The organism is Burkholderia sp. Ax-1719, assembly GCF_011753055.1.
Classification (GTDB): Bacteria; Pseudomonadota; Gammaproteobacteria; order Burkholderiales; family Burkholderiaceae; genus Paraburkholderia.
In genome coordinates this window covers 295,555-313,173 of the sequence record NZ_VWWJ01000004.1, presented here as the reverse complement: position 1 = coordinate 313,173, position 17,619 = coordinate 295,555, and the positions used below count along the sequence as shown (strand labels likewise).

The following is a 17,619-nucleotide window of genomic DNA, read 5'->3' as shown; positions in this document are numbered from 1 at the left end:
TCGTCCTCAGCCGCGGCGCGAGACCGCTGCGGGAAATGCCGGAGGCTACCGGATCAACGACAAGCTGTAGCTGCACGCTGCCAATCCAGACGACGGCGCAGCGATCCCCATGCTGCTTCTCTCGGCCACCGATACGCGCAGTCTGGAAAACCTGAGCAGGCGCGCTATGTGCAGCGGCTTGCCGCGCAAGCCAGCGTGCACGTGTACTGCGAGGCAGCGTCACGGTAAGTGCACCACCGCTGCCGCAGACGCCCTAGAACCCGAATCCTATGCGTTGCTGGTCGACCGATGGTAAACATCAAAGATTGCTACGGGACTGCACTAGTTCCATCCTGGGTCGGAGCGCCAGCATCCGGCCACAACCAGTCGCTCGATAAGTCACGTTCGTGTGACCGCTTCGATATCACTGGCGGACACTTGCGTTTGGTAAATCCAGGATGCACCGCACAAAGACCGCGCACTTCCTTCACGAGGTTGCTCTCAGCCGGCCCAGCAAATGCGGCAACCACAATGCGCCTGATGCGTCCGTCGAAGGTCCAGGTTTACCGATGTCCTATCGCGGCGCGTGAACCCGCGCCGACTTCTAATACTGGCGATCCAACTGGCTGGCCGAAACCGACATACCATTCCAACGCCCTGCCAGCCAAAGCGAGACAGGCAATATTACCGACCACGCTACCGCCAGGGCACATATCGCGGGCAAGGGGTGTGCGAAATGCACAGCGCCGAGGGCAGCCCCCGCACGAAACGACAGCGGGCCGCCTGCGGCTCCTGCCACGGCGGCGAGCCAACGTCGATCGCGAAGCCAGATGAATACGGTGTTGAGCTGTACCGCGAATAACGTCCACAGTGCGGCTATCCATAGAGGCGCGTGTACAAGGATCGCCGGGCGGCCGGGATACACGAGCCAGCCCGTACCGACCAGCAGGCTATCCCACATCCATCCAGCCAACGTCACTACGACGATGACCCGGGCCTCGCTCCAGGGGCGCGTCGCGCGCAGCAAGTGCCAACCCGCTATTGCTGCGGCGCAGATCAGTCCCGGTACCGCATTGGCGTGCGCCCCGCCAAACACGGTCACGAACCATGCGCCCTGACACACCACGAAATACTTGATGGCAAGTCCATTTGGTGGCCTGTTTTGCGGCGGCAATGATGGCATCGGCAAAGTCTCCTCCTGGAACGTACACGCATAGCGTACGGCACTAACGAACGCAACTGCGCTACCGCCGTTTGTCCAGCAGAATGGCAGCACTCAAACAGCTGTGGCACCTGGCTGAATTAGTTTGCATCCGTCCTTACACGTCGCCCGTAACTAGACGGACAAGCCGCCCGCCTGGCGCAGAGGAGATGAGCCGCCATGCCCCTCCGAACCCGTTCAGCATTCGCAGTGGGACGAATCACCACGACGAACAACACGAAATTTGCTGCTCGTACCAATGCCGTCAAACGTCTCATCAAGGCGCGCGCAGGCACCATGCGACTGGTATTCGCCCGCGTGGCCGTCGCCACAATGATTGGCTGCGTTACCGGCCCAGCGAGCGCAGGCTGTCGCGAAGATGTACCGCAGGCACATCTGATTGGGCAAGGTCCATTCTGCATCTTCGGCTTCTGTCTCTATGACGCGCAACTCTGGGCCGAGCACCCGCCGCAGGCATTCGACGAGCCCTTCGCGCTGCTTTTGACTTATCGTAAGACGATAAAAGCGCAAAGACTGGTCGACGCGGGAATGGGCGAGATTGAGCGTCTCTCGCAGCCGCCTTTGCCTCCGGCCACGCTCATCGGGTGGCGCAAAGAGATGGCGCGCGCCTTCAAGGATGTCGGTCCCGGTGACGAGTTATGCGGAGTCTTTCTGCCTGGTCGCGGCGCGCGCTTCTACGCCAATGGCCTGCTCACCACTGAAGTGGACGATCCGTCCTTTGCGCTGGCGTTCTTTCGCATCTGGCTCGACCCCGATACGCGCGCTGCGCGCTTGCGGAAAAACCTTCTTGGCGTGAGCCAATAGGGCGCGAGCCCAGGTCCTTACGGTGCAATGCAATAACGGCATTTCAACAACTTTCGTCAGGTCCCGGTCACAATGCGCGCCGTTAGTGAGCCGATGCGTTTCAGCGAGGGCGACGAGCCGCCTTTCTTTCCCGGTGCCGGGTTACGGGACACCTCGGTCGATCCTGCGAATACACCAGATTCGCACCGGCACTCAAAAAACCCTGCATCCGGCAAACGATCTCTAACGTAACTCCGGTGTTGCGCCGCTATTCAGGTGGAGCATAACCAGGAGCCAGTCGATGAAAATGCTGATGACGATGGTTGCAGCCCTCGTGGCAATGACGGGCAGCATACTCCCTCATGCCGGCTACGCCGCAGGCAATGCACATAGTGCAGCAACGGCAGGCATGACCTGGCACGGAGACCCGATATCCGGCCCCACAAGCCCGCTACCCCAGACGCAGCAAGCACAGCTAGCTGTGAAAAATCAGACGACTGGCATGCCAGCCAATCAGCCGACGATGCAAATGGCACCTGCCGGAAACGGTCAATGAATGCACGTGACGTCTGCATCCACTTTGATTCGGACTACGTATAAGAGATCGCCATCCCGCTGAGGAGTTGATCGTCTCGCGCTGGGAACAGTGTTGCGATGGCCTCGTGAGGAGACAGTTCATGAAACGTTCTATTGGCATCGCGATTGCTGTGTCAGCACTCGCCTCGCTCGGTGCGTGTGGCGGTGGTGGTGACGTGACGGCGACACGAGTGGTCCAACACCCGGAAAATCAAGCGATATGGTCTGCGCTTGGGGGAGATTCGGCGGCTCCCGCGGCGGTGTCTGGCATCGTCAGCGCTGCGGCCACCGGGCTTCTGGCCGATCCCGTCGAGGCCCCCTACTTCGCGGCAGTCACCGGCAACACGACTCACAGCAGTGCTGCCCATGACACCCCCGCCAGACTCGAAGCATGTCTGACGCTTCAGTTCGAATCGTTACTTGGCGGCCCTTACACCTATCCCGGGCCGGTCAAGGTTGCCGGCGATACCGACGCCCAACCTGAGATGTGTCAGGACATGACGACCGCTCATAACGATGTGGGCGTTCCGGGCTGCGTTTTCGATCAGTTCATGGTGGATCTGGTGGCAACACTGCAAAGCAAACTGCCTGCGGCAGACTTTGCCGCGTTGACCTCCACGACAAATGGAACATACGCGCTCACCGAGAAGAATTCTGCAGGCATCGCGGTGGGCACCGAATTCCAATACAGCGCGGTGCCAATCTTGTTTAACCTGCGCAGCACCATAATCAATGCGACGCCAGGTGGACCGCTCTATCTGCCTCCGACGGTTGCAACGTCATGTTCCAGCTAAGCGCCGCGCGCACGACGCGCCTCATTACCGGGATCGCCGCAGCGACTTGCATGAGTGTCGCTGCGATTGGCTGGATGCACACGTCACAGGGTCGGGAAGTTCTGGCGAAGCTGGGTATCGGATGTCCCGTCGATAGCATCGATTCCCGGGTTGTGCTCGCGATACAGCAGAATGCAATCTCTCGTGAACGAGGTTCAAATGCGGCGCCCGGGAGACCGGCATTTAAATGGCTGCTTGACCGTAGTACCGAGGCCCAGGTAACCGAAAAGATGGCCCACGAAAACGTCCATTGCGATGAACTTTCACGCGGGCTGCGCTACCTGCGATGTCGGGGTGTGCCCGCGCAGTTGCTGGGAACCAATGGGCCGCCCGTGAGCGAAATTTGGTTTAGCTTTGGACCGGCGCATACGCTGATAGCCATCAATCTGTATCGCCGTGACATGACCGAAACCGAGGCCCGGCAGAGCTGGAAGATCGCCGTGCAAAACCTGCGAAATGCACTCGGATTTCCAACATCGACGTCTGGCGACACAACCCTGGCGTCGTTGATGGAAAAGCCCGTTGCGGTCGCGCGGGTGAATTATGCCTATTCGGACTACGTTGCGACGGTGACTGCTTCCCATATGCCCTACGGTGGGCTGGCAGTGCGTGAGCAATACATATCGGCCAGGACGGCAGAATAAAAATACTGCCTGAATTCAGCGGTTCCGGTCCATGCGTGAGGAAGCGACGGACGCTTTGTCCGCTCCGTCGCTTGCACCCCGTTGGGGGATTGCAGCGGATATCAACGATTGGCACCGCGTCGAATACATTTCGGCGCAGCAATCAGCAATTGCATATTGAACCAGTGACCGGGCAGCAGGCCAGAGCGACATCACTCCGGCCCGCCATCCATATCAGCGAAATTAATGCTGGTTCACAATCGCGGTATTGTTGGAGCCGGTCTGGCGGATGTTTGCATAGTTCGAATTGCCTTGCTGCGCCAGGGTAACGCTGTTGCCAATGCCGTTCTGCGTCACGTATCCGTCGTTGCCCGATCCATAGACCTGCGTCGCGAGGATGCTGTTTTCGTCACCGGTCTGCGCCAGGCTTAGCACATCATTCGTGCCATTCTGCGATGCAGAGACAAAGTTGCCGATCCCGCCATTCTGCAGGACAGAAACCGACGAGGCAGACGCGCTTTGCGTGACGCCCGCGCTGTTGCCCACCGAATCCTGCTCGATTGAGGCGGTCGAATCAAACGCTCCGGACTGCAGGATCGAGGCATGGTTGGACGCTGCGGATTGGCTGATGTTCGCCGTATCGCCGTAGCCAAATTGCTGCGTGATCAAAGCGGTGTTCGACGCAGCGGTCTGGCTGATCGACGCGTGGTCACCATAGACAAGCGTTTGATTGACCGTTGCGCTGTTGCCGTCCGCCGTCTGCGTGATCCCCGCCGTGTTGGCAAGCGCCAGTTGCTGGGTCACCGAAGCGGTATTGCCGGTCACGCCGCCCTGCTGCGAGATCGTCGTGGCATTAGCCGCGCCGTAGGACGAGTTGACCTTGGCCGTCGCCGTGCCGCTCTGGGTGATGCCGACGGTATCGCCCACTTCCGCGGTCTGCACGACGCTCGCGTTGGTCGCGCCGCCAGTTTGGGCGATGCCCGTCCCGTTGCCCCCGCCGCCCGTCGTCTGCACACTGGCCGTACCGCCGGAACCCGTCTGCGCAATGCCTACTGTGTTTGCGTAGGTGTCCGTCTGTGCGACCGTCGCGCTATTGCTTGAACCAAACGCCGAGACCCCCTGGTTGATGGTCACGTTGTTCCAGCCGCCGCCTTGCTGCGTAATCGACGCGCTGTTGATGTAACCGGACTGGTTGATGGCGTTGGTGTCGTATTGTGCGTTGCCGGTGCTCGCATCTGCCGACTGGGTCACGCTCGCTGACCAGTCACCACCCAGGGAAGCGCTCTGGGTAATGGTGTTCGTCTCGTGCGACGTGCCGTTCTGCGAGACGGTTGCGCTCGAAAAGGGCTCTGCCCAGCCCGACGACTGAGTAATGTTCGTCTGGTCGTCCGTGCCGTTTTTGGTCGTTACAGAAGCCTTGAAATTGTACTTCGAGCCATCCGACCAGGACGACTGGCTGATGGCGACGGCGTCGCCGTTCGTATTCGTCTGGTTGATGCTGGCGGAGTTGTAGCTTCCGTCCTGATTCACGTTGTCGGTGTTACCCGACGAATCGGCATGAGCCGCCGCTGACGCGAGCGTGAGTACAGCGACTGCAACTGCTGATCGGGTGAACTTCATTATCCTCTCCTGAGGTTAAGCAACGCCTGAATGTGGCGGGTTCGTATCGAGACCCACCGGTTAAAATGCCTCTTGCTACTCGACAAACGGCCAGGTGTTCTCTTAGTGCGACACCAAGGTGGCGTGGGCCCCATTTCCGGTCTGGATCACCTGGATCGTGGACCTCTGCCCTCCCTGAGCGAGATTCACTGAGTCGTTATTCCCGTTCTGCGTCACACGCGCGGACAACGACGTCCCGCTCTGGGTCGCTTCAACCGTGTCCCCGCTGCCGTTCTGCCGTACGGCGAGCGAGTTATGGCTACCGCTCTGCGACGCTTTCAACGTATTCGCCAGCCCGATCTGCTTTGCCGCGATTGAATTAGCCGCGCCGGACTGATCGAGTGTCGCCGTATTGCCGTTGCCAGCCTGCCGCAGCGTCACGACATTGCCGCCGTTGTCGAATGCTGCATCTGGCGGCCCCAGATCGCTCGCAGGTACGCTCGCCCCCATCGCCATCTGCGCCGCGCCGGCCGCGCACAAAATCCCGAGCGCGGCTCGCGCCAGACTCCTTCTCCATCGTTGATGCCGCTTCATGATTCGCACTCCGATGTGTAATCCCGTCATTGGCTGGTTGCCGTCGAGCGATCCACCTTGTTGGGGTCATACGCGGTATTGGCATCTTCCATGTCCTGAGCGTACTGACGGTCCTCCTGTAGATAGCGCTGGACCGTTGGGTCATACCAGTCCTTGTCGTTCTTTAGCGCCCACGTCTGATTGGCGATCCCCTGAACAATCAGATGCGCGACCGCTGACTCGATTGCTTCGTTGACGCAGATCTGAACGGGTTCGTTACGCGTCAACCCCACCTCGGCCTGCAACAAGTCCTGATATCCGATAAACCGGTAGACGCCCGTATCGACCTGGTAGGAATAAATGGTCTTGGTCGTTGAAATGCTGTTGAGCACCTGGCCCGTCCGGATATCGATCGCACGCAAATTGACGGTGACCTGATCGACGCGGTACTGGGTCGATGCGCTGATCCCAAGGTAGGCAACGCCCGCACCACCCGTGCGCACGTTCGTGTCGTAACCCACGATGCCTCCTTCAAGCAGGATGTTCGCCGGCATGAGCGCCGCCATCGCGTCGTCCTGCGCCCGCTTTTCATCCGCGTGGTCGGTCGCGCGCATGATCTTTCGCTCAGTCAGCACGTCCTGCAGGTTTTCGCGCTCAACCGGCGTAAACCAGCCAGAGTCGCGCATTGCCTTGAGCAGCAGCGACGCCCCACCCTGCGTGACTTGTGACGAGAATGAACTATCAGGCGTCGCCTTGTATTGGCCAGTCAGATCGCGAAATCCATAGACAGCGGCAACGATCTTTCCTTTTGGTGGCGGCAGGTGTGTCAGGTCCCGCGTGATCCTCGTAGGCGGCGTCAGCGTCGCGTTGCTTGCCGCCGGCATCGGACGCGTCACGCAGCCGACCAGTGAAAGCATCAGCATCGCACCCAGCGCGGCACGCACTCCATTTTTATTTAGCATTGCTATGTAATGTGTGGTGTTTTTCACGATTTGTTTTTTCTTTTGGTTTATTGTCCGTTGCTGATGACGAACGTAGACGATGCCCCCGTGGAATTGTCTGTTGTCGTGATCTGCAAGTTACCGCCATTGATCGCGCTGACGACAATCGTAAAATTTCCGGTGCTAATGGTCCCTGGCTTGAGCGTACCGTCCGACCCAACAATCGAATTCGTCACTGAACTGGCGACGCGGGACAATATCGCCTGCTGCAGTTCCTGGTTGAATTGATCCAGCGTCGATTCTGACGTCGACGAACTCGAGGACTGCGACGGAGCAGTGTACTTGTTCTGCGCATTGGCTTCGTTGAGCAGATTAGCCCCGTTGGCCGCATCACCACCAAAATTCGGATTGATCGGCTGATAGACAAGCGTAGTCGCCTGCGCGAAGGGGATTGCCGCCATCGTTGTAATTAGCACTACAAATCTTGATATTGTGCAGTTCATTCCGCCCTCGTTTTTTCGTTGATGGATATTTAAATCTCGTCCTTGGCCATATCCTTATCCTGAAACAACAGATTGGATAAATCGCCCTGAATCACCGTCTGAAAGGCAAGGTTGGCCGCACTCTCCGCAACCGGCCTGACATTGGCCCGTGCGATGGGAAGGAATGTCTGGAACACGCGCTTTTGCTGGTACTCGACCCAGATCAGACTGCCGTATCGCCCTGACGGCCGCTCGTGAATGGCAACGACATAGCGCTCGCTTAACGGAATATCTCCCCAGGCGCGCGCAAACCAGGTAAAGAAGTCCCGGCCGGCAAGCGTCACTGCATCAGTAGTGACCGTGCCGCCAAACTGGTCGTCAGGGAGGGCCTTGTGCGTGGCAGACGCAGTTGCGCCATGCTTCTTGTCGGGCGCGGTCATGACAGCAACGGACGGTTTCGATGCTGTACCACCGGGAATTGCAGGTGAGCGCGGCGCCTCGATCATGCTCTGCGAATTCAACAGCGTCGACGGCGGTGCTATCGGATTGGCTGCTGCGGGAGGGGCGGGGGGAGCAAGGTCCGTATCCTGGGCGTATGCCTGAGTAGCCGTGGATAGCGACAGGTATAACAGTGCAGCCCAGCACAGACGCTGGCTCGTGCAGAATCTCATTGCGTTCCCCGTAGTGAATTCTCAATCTGGCTTGCCGTCTTACGACCGGGCATGCCTGTAATTATTTCGCTTCAAGGGTATTAAGCATGTGTCGTGCCAGCGAGCCATTTGATGGTCTACTTGATTGCCACAGCTTGCCTAGTCGACTGATTTATAGAGATTTTTTCTGAATATCAACGCTACCTACATTCGGAACGGCATTCGACAGTATCGGCATGAAGCCTTGTGCTACGTAACTCGAACACGTTACGCCAACGCTCCAACATTCATTTTCCTTACAATTAATTGGGATTATTTCATTTTCATTTCTTTATCTTCGAAAAAGAAATTTTTCGGCTTTCAAGCATCTATATCGATCTAGCAAACGTTTCGCGCACGAGGTAAACGCATTTACGGCTGCCGGCAGTTTTCTCCTATTAGAAAACTGTTCGAAACTCGATGAAGGGAATCTCACTTCAGAGGGTTCACGTCATGAATCGGGATGTGCATTTGAAGGATGAGTAACGAGACGTCCGCCGCACTCTGGTAGAGACTTCGTGGATATGCACTACTCAAGAGGGGCCGGAAGTGGGCTGAATTAATGATCGGAAAAGGCCGGCCGGGCTTGTTTTGCAACGACTTGAAGACGAGATCAAAAGTAGCAGTCTGCCCTGCCTGGCTTCCCAAAGAAATGACGAGTGCTGCTTCGCTGTTTCTGAATTGAACTGATCGATCACGTGCAATCGGCGTTGCCGCAATACGATGAGCGCCGACGACCAATGCGAGTCAAGCGCCTTGATACTCGCCCGGACATCAAACGTCGGTTCGACCCAGACCGCGCCCTCACAAGTTGGGCAATTGCTGAAATTCGGCAGCTTTCAGGATCAGCTACAAGTCGCGTACTTCGCGTTTCTGTGCACGGTACTGGGCCGTGACTGCAATGCTAGCCAACGCCAAGCAAGCGACCCGATTGCGAGCACACGGCGGCTGGTGAGCCATTGAACCAGACTTGCTCTTTATCGAGTTGCAGCGATATCGCGGGAGCAATATCGAAAACGACCTTCAGCGCGCTGGCAATATTGGCGTCTTCTATGGGAAGCTCCCACGTCAGGAAAATCTGGTCGAAATCCTGACCCGGGGCGAATTCGGCCGCAGAGAAACTGTCGCTACTGCGCTGAATGACGCCGTGGGGTTGAACCGGGTCGAAAATCACGGCGGTTCCCCGCTTGAGGGGAATGCGTTGGCCCGTAAAGGGAAAGTGCAAGTCCAGACCCTTATCCTCACTCAGGAAGAGATTGCAGAAAGCGGCACCGCCGTATTGTTCGCCATCATGGTGATACCTTGCGCCACGACAGGCCATCAGCGCCATGTCGCAATCTGCAATCACTATGGGCAGTCCCAGCGCGCCGATCCACTCGGATACCGCCTGCACGCAGCGCCTGTAGTCCGGCCAGCGCATTTGCGTGCGCGCCAAGGGCATCACCTCGACGTCCCCAGGTTCCAGCGCGAGCCGCACTTCTGTCTCTCTTTGCCAATCCGCAAGCACGGTCGTAGACGGCGCCGGCAGATCGAGCGTTCCGGATAAAACGATGTCACTTACGCGGCGACTGCGGATGGCGTCGCCGCTCCAGAAAAAGGAGGTCAGAGTATTTTGCATTCGATGCTGTCGATGGAAGCTCGCCGCAGCATTGTAACGACTCACCCCGGTCGGCACGGCTGAAATCCGCCCGACATCGAAATCCCGGCAGGAGTGCCTAACGCCGGAATTGAAATCCCGATTGAAGTGGGGTGCGAGGATCGATTTCCGATGCCCTCAAAGTTCGACGTATAGCGGCAACAGATCCTGGTCAGCAAGCCGGATTTCAATATCGTTTGCCGCTTTAACGTGTGCTCGATTGCTCACGTCGAAATAACCGTCGATTTCGCTGACAATAATGGTTCCCAAATTTCCACTCACGTCCTTAGCATGGCGAATCATGCTTGCCTCAGGTACCCGCGAGGACTCGATCCGCTTCGGCAGATAGATCATCCAGCCAACGCCGGGGCGATCGGGGAAAACCTTCTCACTCGCGGAGTATGCGTAAGGCGCGACTTCTACGAGGAGAGCGGGCCAGATTCCAAGCGCGCCCTCAACAAGGTCCGCCACATTTTCGTAAAAATCCAGGCCGGAAATCTCCACTGCGCGAAAGTCAAAACCAGACCATCGACGTTTTCTATACTTCAACATCAGGCCGGCTGCGCCCTTTCCCTCCAGGCCGTTCCACACGTCGGCAAACTGAATTGGCGATTCGGGATCGTCGGCAGCAGACTGAATAAACGCGACGGTGGGACCTTTCGAGTCGAATGCAGGCACAGTCGAATCGCCGCTCACGAACCACTGGCTCATGCCTAGACCGAAATTCTCCAATAACCTGGCGAATCTTCCCAATTCTTCGCACCGTTGTGCGGCTGGCGGCATTCGGAGTGGGTCATGACGGATGACAAGTCTAAATTCAAAACCGCAACTGCTTTTTTCTGCGTGCTCCATAGCTTCTCATCCTGAATCTTAGGCTTCGGATCTGTCGAAATCGATACTCCCTACGTCACGCTGGCTCCCCAGCTTCAAAGGCGAAAAATCCACAGACCGTAACCTGGACCATCGTTTGGTCGCCGCTTACCCCTTGATGTCTTCTTCAAGTTGATGCCCGATACATCCTCCCAGCCGAAAGTCGTGAAAATCTGCTCCGACAATGCGATGAACGAGCGATCCTTCCGATAACCAGAGACGGCAAAAAAGAGTAGAAAAAGCGCGGGAATCAGCGCTGCCACGCCAAGATAGAAAAACCGCTGTGGCAGCGTCAACAACGGAGCCTTCACAAAGAACAGGTACGCACTGACGGCGATCCAGGGCAGCAGGAAAGACAGGCATACCTTCAATACAGTCTTCAGATAAGCGCGCTGACCGCTCGTGCAATGCGGATAGACTGCGATCAGCCCGTCCTCCACGCGTCGTACAGCAAAACAGGTCGCGCCGGACCCAGACAGCTCGGCCACGACCTCCACTTCTTCGTTCTCAAGGAAAGGGCATCGCCAGAGCCATCCTTCCACATGCACGTCCTCGATATCGAATTCGACCTTGTCGACCTCTTCGTCGCTGTGACCGGCCGAAACCGCAAGACCAACGGACAGCGCGGTCATCCCCGACAATCCGAGGGCCACAGAACCGATGTTTGTAGCAATACGCTGATTCTCGCTGCACATGAAATCGCGCGTGACCTTGGTTCGCCGCAGCTTGCTCAAGCGTCCGCGCAAAAGTCTGGTTCGATCCATCTGATCTGATTGTTCCTGTCGAATGATCAACAGTATGCTGCCCCGTTCAGGGAGCGCACGTCCAGCCATTCAAATATGCACATTCACGGAGCAGTCGCGTCCACGGGCACATGCAGCGTAGCGCTGCGATGTTCCACGTTCGTTACGATTTCGACGGCAGCTTGACACTGGTGCCAGCGCCTTTCGGATTCCGGTCGTAACAGTCCGACGCGCCTTTGCAGGGCTACCGCAGTCCCATTCTACGCAACCGGCTAACCTGCATGCCAGACTGGGGCCGCTGTTCGTACAGCGACGGGGCAATGAAACCCCCACGGACATCCGGCGCTATACCAACTGGGCAGCATCACTTGGCGTGCGCACGGGCATATTTCACGCGTTCTCATCGCTACCGGAGCAGTATCGAGCCAATGTAACCCGTCGCTACGTCTTCACGCGCGCACTCGTTTCCAACTCCAACTAAGGCTCTTGAAGAGCGCTATTGCTCGACCCGCATCATGCGGCGATCTCCGGGCGAGCCGTGTGCTTCTACTAGTGACCAAGAGACCTGCCTGATGTCCACAGCAATCCACGGAAACGAAGGAGACTGATACGATCCTCGAGTTGCCGAAAGAGGACTGTGACGCGGACGTGCAAAATGGATGATTTCCTGTCTAGCGCAGACTGACATTGCGTCGTCAAGTGCCGAACGGCCTGGATAGTTTCAAGGACGAAAATTAAGGTTGTCGACAATCGCTTAACCGAGTCTGGCTGCCGACTCTTTTAAGGAAATGTGATGGGTGACCGCAATACCTCCCTGGTAGACACCAAAGTGTCATGGGATGCAGCCGCCGAAGTGGCGTTTAAGTGCTACCGACGCCTCGTCGATCATGGCGTGATCTTGCCCACACTTCGCTCGGACATTTGCCTGTCCGAGGCCGCATTCGCGGTACGAAGAGACTACCGAGGCTTTGATCGACTCAACGATCTGCCGACTGCCCCACCTGAGGACTCCGCGACCGTGCCTCGTGACGCGTTAGTGAATTCGAATATCCGTCCCGTCGTAAAGGGGATCGAAATTCATGTCGTGGGATTTCACTGGCAAAGCGACGCCACGGGCGCTCTTACCTTGCAGCCCGACGCCATCGATACGCCCAGCGCTGAAGGGCTCTTCTTTAATTTTGAGGGAGGCTTTCGTGTGGATTGCCCTCATTGCGACACGAACATCGAACTCGGTGGTGACGAAACCGAGCGGCTGGACGACGTGCTTACGACCTGGTGCAAGGCGTCAGTGCCGTCCAAGGGGCAGACGACCGTGCAATGCCCATGTTGTAACCACGTCGCAACTTTGCAGGCGTGGCGATCTCGCGAGCAGAATTTCGCCGCCGGGTATGTCGGTCTGACGTTGTGGGGCGAACATCTCCTCACACTGACCTATCAACCCGACCACCCCGACAACAAGCCGGCGTGGGAAGTGCTCTGCGGTGACATGGCCGATCAGAATCCTGCAATCGTCTGCTGCCACATCTAACTTAGATGTGGGCCTAAGGTGGGCAAGACGTCCTGCTCGTTGTCCGGGCCTCGGCCGCCCGGATTCAACGTTTCGCCGCCGGGTAGTTCAATCCGGCGGCGGATCCAGTCCAGTTCTCTGTGGCGCCTCCCAATCCAGGGATGCACCCACATGCACCCGGAACAATCAATGCACGGCCCGCTGTGTTGAACGGATAGTCGGCACCCGTCAAGCCCACTGCACCGCACTGCCTGAGAGATTCTTCATGCACCGACTGCAGTCCACGAAATCGCGCGCGCAAACGGCCCTCTGTGTCGATCTCTTCAAGCGATATGCGACGTCGCCAGACTTGCAGGAGCAGCCAGCCTCCCAATGTTGGGTAGCGCTCGAATAGCCACGACATAGGGCAACATGCGCTGCCAGTTGTCGATCCACATTCGCGCGGCTGCATGATCGGCCGCTTTAACCCTTCGAACTGGCAGAGCAGGTTCGTCAACGAGCGAGAGCAGGAAGAGCGCCAAGCGTCGGCTTGGCTTCGGGCTGAAGACCTCGAACCGGTGGGCACGGGGCGAAGTGACAAACTGATTACGGACATATGCAAATCGGCGCTTTCATTTCACAAAGAGTGAGCGCGAAACTGTCACTCATCGGCGCAACGTTCCAACGCATCGGGATCCGCCAGTGACGGTTTCAATTTGCCCTACGTCCAACGAAGCCATTCAACCTCGGCAACCAAGGCTCGACGTACGTCAAACGCACGTCGAGCACACACACGGACATCGCAATTTAATTCCGCGTACACAAGCCTTGCACGAAGAAGCCCGAGCCGTTCGGTTCATCGACAAAATACATCTTCGTGGCGCTCACAGGCAGGAATGACAATGCCGCAACGCCGGCTGGCATCGCGACCTGCCCCGCGATCAGACCACCGATACCCGTTGCCACCGACGGATCAGCGTTCGACTTCGATGCCGCCGCGTAGTCAAAAGCCGCGTTGTACGTCAGCGAGAGCATGGTGCTCTGACCGTTGGCCGCCCCCGTTGCACCGTTGAACTGCACAGTCGTGACGGCCACGTCGCCCAGCAGATGATTCTTGTCGTCGGTATCGGGCTCCGCGCAGCTCCACGTTCCATCGATAGCGCCCGCGGTCAGCGTCTGCGTCGTCGTCAACGCCATCGAACCGGTGCGCGGCGTGCCTTCCGGCGACTTGCCGAAGCGGTCGATGAACAGCGTCTTGTTCGCCCCCTGCACCGCGACGAATGCGCGTCCCACGGTTTGAGCGCCAACGATCATGTCGAACGCGCCGGGATAGGTTGCCTGGTCCGGGTCCGGCGTAAAACTCGCCACGTCCGTCAGGCGGGCCGTCGCGCCTGGAGTGTCGTCCACATCCGTGCAGTTTGCCGAGTAAGCCTGGCCCAGGCAGAATCGCGCCCCGCCGCTCGCGTCGATATTCACCTGACCCGCTGTGGGTTCCTGCACCCCCGTCGGCACACCCTCCACGCTGTAGTCGCCCGAGAGCCCAACCAGGCTGTACTGACCGGCAAGGTCTGCGATGCTGTTCACGCCGCTATTCGTCAACGCAAATTGACCAGCGAGCGTGCCGCTTCCCAGCAGATTCGGCACCTGCGCAATCGTACCGCTGAGCATGCCCTGTCCATTGGCGGCCGTGCTCAAGACGAGCGAAACGCGCAGCGCTTGCGCCTGCGCCTGGGACAGCGCCGCGCCTTGCGCGGGCGTCAGCCCCGATACGCTCAGTACACCATTGTTTTGCGTGTAGGCGCCGACCACGGCGCCCGCGAGACCGAATTGCGAAGTCACGAAGCTCAGGGTCAACTGTCCCTTCGCAGGGCTATCCAGCGCGATCTTGACCGTATCGCCAAAACTAACAGTGCCGATATACGTGTTGCCTGCAGGCAGCGGTGCAAGCGCGGCCACCGTCGGCTGGCTGTTGCCATTCGAACCTTCGTTACCTTGATTGCCCGCGCCACCCGAACCGCCGCCACACGCCGTCAACATCGAGGTCAATGCCAGCGCCGCCCACCCTGCCCGATAGTTCATCGTCGTTTTCATCGTTTCTGATTCTCGTAATGGATTCTCTTTTTCGGTCAGATCGCGAACCGATATCGCGCGCTTCACGCTTCCTGTGAAGCGCTCAATCCTGTATTCGCAAGCCAGACTGTTTTTGTTCGCTTTCTAGTCAGGTGTTTTGGCGCACAACCGTCGCGCGCTTATTCGTCGAACGAACCCAGCGCCTGCTGCTGCATCGTGGTGACGTCGTAGCGGACATGCGTGACCTGGGCGGTGACGTTGTTGCCGTTCTCGACGCCGGAGATGAAGAAATAGGCCACGCCGCCGAGCGCGTTCAAACGCGAACCCGCGCGCGCCTGCTCGATCGTGCGCGCGACGTTTTCATCGGCGACGTGAATCGCACATGTGCCAGCCTTCGTATCGGTGAAATGCAGCGTGACGCTTTGCACGGTGCTGTATGACATGCTCCAGCAGTTGTGCCGCATGACGGCAAACGATTTGCTGTCGAAGTCGTAGCCGTCCGTGAGCATCTGCGTGATGTCGACGCCACGCGCCAGATAGTCGTTCAGCTTGAGCGCGTAGTAGCGCTGCGCCTTGTAGCGCGCCAGGTTGGCATTGATTTCGGCAAGCTCGGCGCTTGCCATCTGGTGCTTGCGGAATGCGTCGGGTTCGCTGTAATAGCGCGGCGACAGCAGGTTGAGTTTGTCCTCGTCGCTCAGCGTCTGGCCGCCGTATGCCACCGCGAGATACGTAAGCCAGAGCGTTCCCTGCGCTTTCTGGTCGATGAGCGTGTAATTGGCAAGCGGCACGCTTGCGTCAGGCTGCGGCGTATCCGCGCGCTGACTGGCGAATGCCTGCGCTGCTGCAGCGTTCGTGCCGGTGGCGGCCGGTTGGGGCGAAGAAGCCGGCGCATTGTCCGCGCTGTGCGCAGCTTCCGGCTGCGAGGACCGCGAGCACGCAGTCAGCGCGATGGAGAGGGCAAACGCGCTGCACAGCAGGCGAAGACGGAACGGAACCATGGTCGTTATCCTTATCGAATGAGTTCAAGGAAAGCCACGGCGCGCATGCGCCGCGGCTACGTACGTGTCGTTGCAACACGTCCTTGAAGACTCATTCGCAGGAAGGCGACGATTTGTTCGCCCGGATCGATCCGACTGCGCCGCTCAGTGCGGCATGAACATCTTCGCCATCGACTTCGCCAGATCACGTGCGGCATCGGGGTCGCCGCGCTGCGCCTGCAACTGGAACAGGTCTAGCTGCGCGCGCTGATGCCCGGCGTCGGCGGCCGAGCGCAGCCAGCGTTCGGCCCGCGCGCGATCCACGGGCGTGGCGGCATTGCCGCCCAGATACTGCTCGCCCAGCAGGGTAGCCGCGATCGGGTAGCCTTGATTCGCGGCGCGCTGGTAGTACTGCATCGCCCGTGCGGGGTTGGCCCGCACGTAATGGCCTTCTTCGTAGGCCAGCCCGAGCGTCGTCAGCGCCTGCGCATCGCCGGCCGCCGCGCGCCGCTGCAGCGAAGCGAAGGAAGACACGTCAAGCGTAGCCGCCGCGTTGCTCACGCTCTGCTCTTCACTGTCCCACAGCGATCGTGAGGCGTTCGCCCCCGCCGTGGCCGCGCCGCGCGTAGTGGCCGCCTGCGCGAACAGTTGGGGATTGGGCTGCGGCGCCGCTGCCGGTGTTTCGGCGAGCACCAGTTGCCCAACCAGGCCGCTGACAAACCACGGACGTTGCCCCTCACCCGTTGCGGCCGCAACGGCAACCTGCGTCTTTTGCAGCGCGTCGATCAGCGTGGCGCCGGGCGCTACGAGGTTTTCGCTGAGGTAGTAACTAAACGGGCTGTGGTTGATCGGCTTGCCGACATTGGGCATCGTATCCAGAGCCTTGCCGCCCGGACTCGTTGAGAACGCAACAAGTGTTCCGCGCGGCGCGTTCACGGCGGCAAGGCCGCGCGCCGCCGTCACGCCCCGGCCCGGCTCGTCACGGCAAGCGTCGACCATCACCACCATCGCCTGCGGATGCGCACGCTCGACCGTGGTCATCACATATTCCAGCGGAATAGCTGCGCCACGCAGTTGCACCTCCGAAAGTGTCGTGAGTTTCGCGGGCAGATCGACCGGCATCAGGAAGTTCTTCTGGTCCGATTCAAATCCGTGCCCCGCGTAGTAGACGAGCGCCACGCGTGCGCCGCTTGCATCGGCGCTGAAGCCGTCAACATCCTGCAGCATCTGGGCGCGCGAGCGATCGGTCAGCACACGCACCAGAAAACCTAGTCGTTGCAGGCTCCCTGCAATCAGTTGCGCGTCGGCGGCCGGTGTCTGCAGCCTGTCGCCATTGCGATAGGCGCCATTACCGATCACGAGCGCCATTTTGGGCGCGAGTGCTGCCTGCGTATTCCCCGCCATTATCGTGAGAAATGCGCCAATTAAAACGTTTGCGAGCGCGCCTTTCAGCAGCCTATTATCCTTGCGTCTCAGAGTTGGAGTCTGCATGCGGCGATTAATGCGTATTGGGTCGTGAAGGTTTCAAATATTCTGA

General features: G+C 58.8%; 17 protein-coding genes. 5 read left to right on the top strand and 12 right to left on the bottom strand.

The window, feature by feature from the left end; all coding sequences use genetic code 11:
* Positions 1–583 precede the first annotated feature (583 nt).
* The gene (locus F3J17_RS10930; protein WP_167057357.1) at positions 584–1,162 is read right to left on the bottom strand and encodes a DUF2878 domain-containing protein; all 579 of its coding nucleotides are present in this window, start codon (positions 1,160–1,162) and stop codon (positions 584–586) included.
* Between the two features lie 351 nt (positions 1,163–1,513).
* Here F3J17_RS10930 and F3J17_RS10925 point away from each other — a divergent pair, with 351 nt between their 5' ends.
* The 4 genes from F3J17_RS10925 to F3J17_RS10910 all read left to right on the top strand — a co-directional run bounded on the left by F3J17_RS10925 (position 1,514) and on the right by F3J17_RS10910 (position 4,037).
* The gene (locus F3J17_RS10925) at positions 1,514–2,005 is read left to right on the top strand and encodes a chalcone isomerase family protein (RefSeq protein WP_240160928.1); all 492 of its coding nucleotides are present in this window, start codon (positions 1,514–1,516) and stop codon (positions 2,003–2,005) included.
* Positions 2,006–2,285: 280 nt separating this feature from the next.
* Positions 2,286–2,540: a hypothetical protein gene (locus F3J17_RS10920; RefSeq protein ID WP_167057354.1), complete on the top strand. Its 255-nt coding sequence runs from the start codon at positions 2,286–2,288 to the stop codon at positions 2,538–2,540.
* Between the two features lie 121 nt (positions 2,541–2,661).
* The gene (locus F3J17_RS10915) at positions 2,662–3,354 is read left to right on the top strand and encodes a hypothetical protein (RefSeq protein WP_167057350.1); all 693 of its coding nucleotides are present in this window, start codon (positions 2,662–2,664) and stop codon (positions 3,352–3,354) included.
* Positions 3,342–4,037: a hypothetical protein gene (locus F3J17_RS10910; protein ID WP_167057347.1), complete on the top strand. Its 696-nt coding sequence runs from the start codon at positions 3,342–3,344 to the stop codon at positions 4,035–4,037. Before F3J17_RS10915 ends, F3J17_RS10910 begins: the two co-directional genes overlap by 13 nt.
* Before the next feature lie 222 nt (positions 4,038–4,259).
* On the opposite strand, the gene F3J17_RS10905 is transcribed toward F3J17_RS10910, so the two are convergent.
* The 8 genes from F3J17_RS10905 to F3J17_RS10870 form a co-directional block, all read right to left on the bottom strand.
* Positions 4,260–5,636: a hypothetical protein gene (locus tag F3J17_RS10905; protein ID WP_167057820.1), complete on the bottom strand. Its 1,377-nt coding sequence runs from the start codon at positions 5,634–5,636 to the stop codon at positions 4,260–4,262.
* 102 nt (positions 5,637–5,738) lie between these two features.
* The gene (locus tag F3J17_RS10900; RefSeq protein ID WP_167057344.1) at positions 5,739–6,209 is read right to left on the bottom strand and encodes a hypothetical protein; all 471 of its coding nucleotides are present in this window, start codon (positions 6,207–6,209) and stop codon (positions 5,739–5,741) included.
* Positions 6,210–6,235: 26 nt separating this feature from the next.
* Positions 6,236–7,177, bottom strand: a complete 942-nt coding sequence (locus F3J17_RS10895; protein ID WP_345891166.1) for a CsgG/HfaB family protein — start codon at positions 7,175–7,177, stop codon at positions 6,236–6,238.
* A gap of 20 nt (positions 7,178–7,197) precedes the next feature.
* Positions 7,198–7,632, bottom strand: coding sequence for a curli assembly protein CsgF (locus tag F3J17_RS10890; RefSeq protein WP_167057341.1), 435 nt, complete (start codon positions 7,630–7,632; stop codon positions 7,198–7,200).
* Between the two features lie 29 nt (positions 7,633–7,661).
* Entirely contained in the window at positions 7,662–8,117 is a 456-nt protein-coding gene (locus tag F3J17_RS10885) for a CsgE family curli-type amyloid fiber assembly protein (protein ID WP_167057338.1), read from the bottom strand.
* 1,087 nt (positions 8,118–9,204) lie between these two features.
* Positions 9,205–9,918 carry a hypothetical protein gene (locus F3J17_RS10880; protein ID WP_167057335.1) on the bottom strand — a complete coding sequence of 238 codons (714 nt, stop codon included), beginning with the start codon at positions 9,916–9,918 and terminating at the stop codon, positions 9,205–9,207.
* Between the two features lie 156 nt (positions 9,919–10,074).
* Complete coding sequence (locus F3J17_RS10875; RefSeq protein ID WP_167057332.1) at positions 10,075–10,788, bottom strand: Imm52 family immunity protein; 714 nt, start codon at positions 10,786–10,788, stop codon at positions 10,075–10,077.
* A gap of 74 nt (positions 10,789–10,862) precedes the next feature.
* Positions 10,863–11,570 carry a putative type VI secretion system effector gene (locus F3J17_RS10870; protein ID WP_167057329.1) on the bottom strand — a complete coding sequence of 236 codons (708 nt, stop codon included), beginning with the start codon at positions 11,568–11,570 and terminating at the stop codon, positions 10,863–10,865.
* A gap of 772 nt (positions 11,571–12,342) precedes the next feature.
* On the opposite strand from F3J17_RS10870, the gene F3J17_RS10865 reads away from it, so the two are divergent.
* Positions 12,343–13,077, top strand: coding sequence for a hypothetical protein (locus F3J17_RS10865; protein WP_167057326.1), 735 nt, complete (start codon positions 12,343–12,345; stop codon positions 13,075–13,077).
* Between the two features lie 765 nt (positions 13,078–13,842).
* Here the strand turns inward: F3J17_RS10865 and F3J17_RS10855 are convergent.
* The 3 genes from F3J17_RS10855 to F3J17_RS10845 form a co-directional block, all read right to left on the bottom strand.
* Complete coding sequence (locus tag F3J17_RS10855; protein ID WP_167057323.1) at positions 13,843–15,126, bottom strand: hypothetical protein; 1,284 nt, start codon at positions 15,124–15,126, stop codon at positions 13,843–13,845.
* Between the two features lie 158 nt (positions 15,127–15,284).
* Entirely contained in the window at positions 15,285–16,103 is an 819-nt protein-coding gene (locus F3J17_RS10850) for a hypothetical protein (RefSeq protein WP_167057321.1), read from the bottom strand.
* A gap of 144 nt (positions 16,104–16,247) precedes the next feature.
* On the bottom strand, positions 16,248–17,450 hold the full coding sequence (locus tag F3J17_RS10845) for a caspase family protein (RefSeq protein ID WP_167057318.1): 1,203 nt from the start codon (positions 17,448–17,450) through the stop codon (positions 16,248–16,250).
* Positions 17,451–17,619: the final 169 nt, after the last annotated feature.

Bases quoted from the DNA above. Each gene is read 5' to 3' on its own strand.
- F3J17_RS10930 (WP_167057357.1), bottom strand. From the start codon at position 1,162: ATGCCATCATTGCCGCCGCAAAACAGGCCACCAAATGGACTTGCCATC.
- F3J17_RS10925 (WP_240160928.1), top strand. From the start codon at position 1,514: ATGATTGGCTGCGTTACCGGCCCAGCGAGCGCAGGCTGTCGCGAAGAT.
- F3J17_RS10920 (WP_167057354.1), top strand. From the start codon at position 2,286: ATGAAAATGCTGATGACGATGGTTGCAGCCCTCGTGGCAATGACGGGC.
- F3J17_RS10915 (WP_167057350.1), top strand. From the start codon at position 2,662: ATGAAACGTTCTATTGGCATCGCGATTGCTGTGTCAGCACTCGCCTCG.
- F3J17_RS10910 (WP_167057347.1), top strand. From the start codon at position 3,342: ATGTTCCAGCTAAGCGCCGCGCGCACGACGCGCCTCATTACCGGGATC.
- F3J17_RS10905 (WP_167057820.1), bottom strand. From the start codon at position 5,636: ATGAAGTTCACCCGATCAGCAGTTGCAGTCGCTGTACTCACGCTCGCG.
- F3J17_RS10900 (WP_167057344.1), bottom strand. From the start codon at position 6,209: ATGAAGCGGCATCAACGATGGAGAAGGAGTCTGGCGCGAGCCGCGCTC.
- F3J17_RS10890 (WP_167057341.1), bottom strand. From the start codon at position 7,632: ATGAACTGCACAATATCAAGATTTGTAGTGCTAATTACAACGATGGCG.
- F3J17_RS10885 (WP_167057338.1), bottom strand. From the start codon at position 8,117: ATGATCGAGGCGCCGCGCTCACCTGCAATTCCCGGTGGTACAGCATCG.
- F3J17_RS10880 (WP_167057335.1), bottom strand. From the start codon at position 9,918: ATGCAAAATACTCTGACCTCCTTTTTCTGGAGCGGCGACGCCATCCGC.
- F3J17_RS10875 (WP_167057332.1), bottom strand. From the start codon at position 10,788: ATGGAGCACGCAGAAAAAAGCAGTTGCGGTTTTGAATTTAGACTTGTC.
- F3J17_RS10870 (WP_167057329.1), bottom strand. From the start codon at position 11,570: ATGGATCGAACCAGACTTTTGCGCGGACGCTTGAGCAAGCTGCGGCGA.
- F3J17_RS10865 (WP_167057326.1), top strand. From the start codon at position 12,343: ATGGGTGACCGCAATACCTCCCTGGTAGACACCAAAGTGTCATGGGAT.
- F3J17_RS10855 (WP_167057323.1), bottom strand. From the start codon at position 15,126: ATGAAAACGACGATGAACTATCGGGCAGGGTGGGCGGCGCTGGCATTG.
- F3J17_RS10850 (WP_167057321.1), bottom strand. From the start codon at position 16,103: ATGGTTCCGTTCCGTCTTCGCCTGCTGTGCAGCGCGTTTGCCCTCTCC.
- F3J17_RS10845 (WP_167057318.1), bottom strand. From the start codon at position 17,450: ATGGCGCTCGTGATCGGTAATGGCGCCTATCGCAATGGCGACAGGCTG.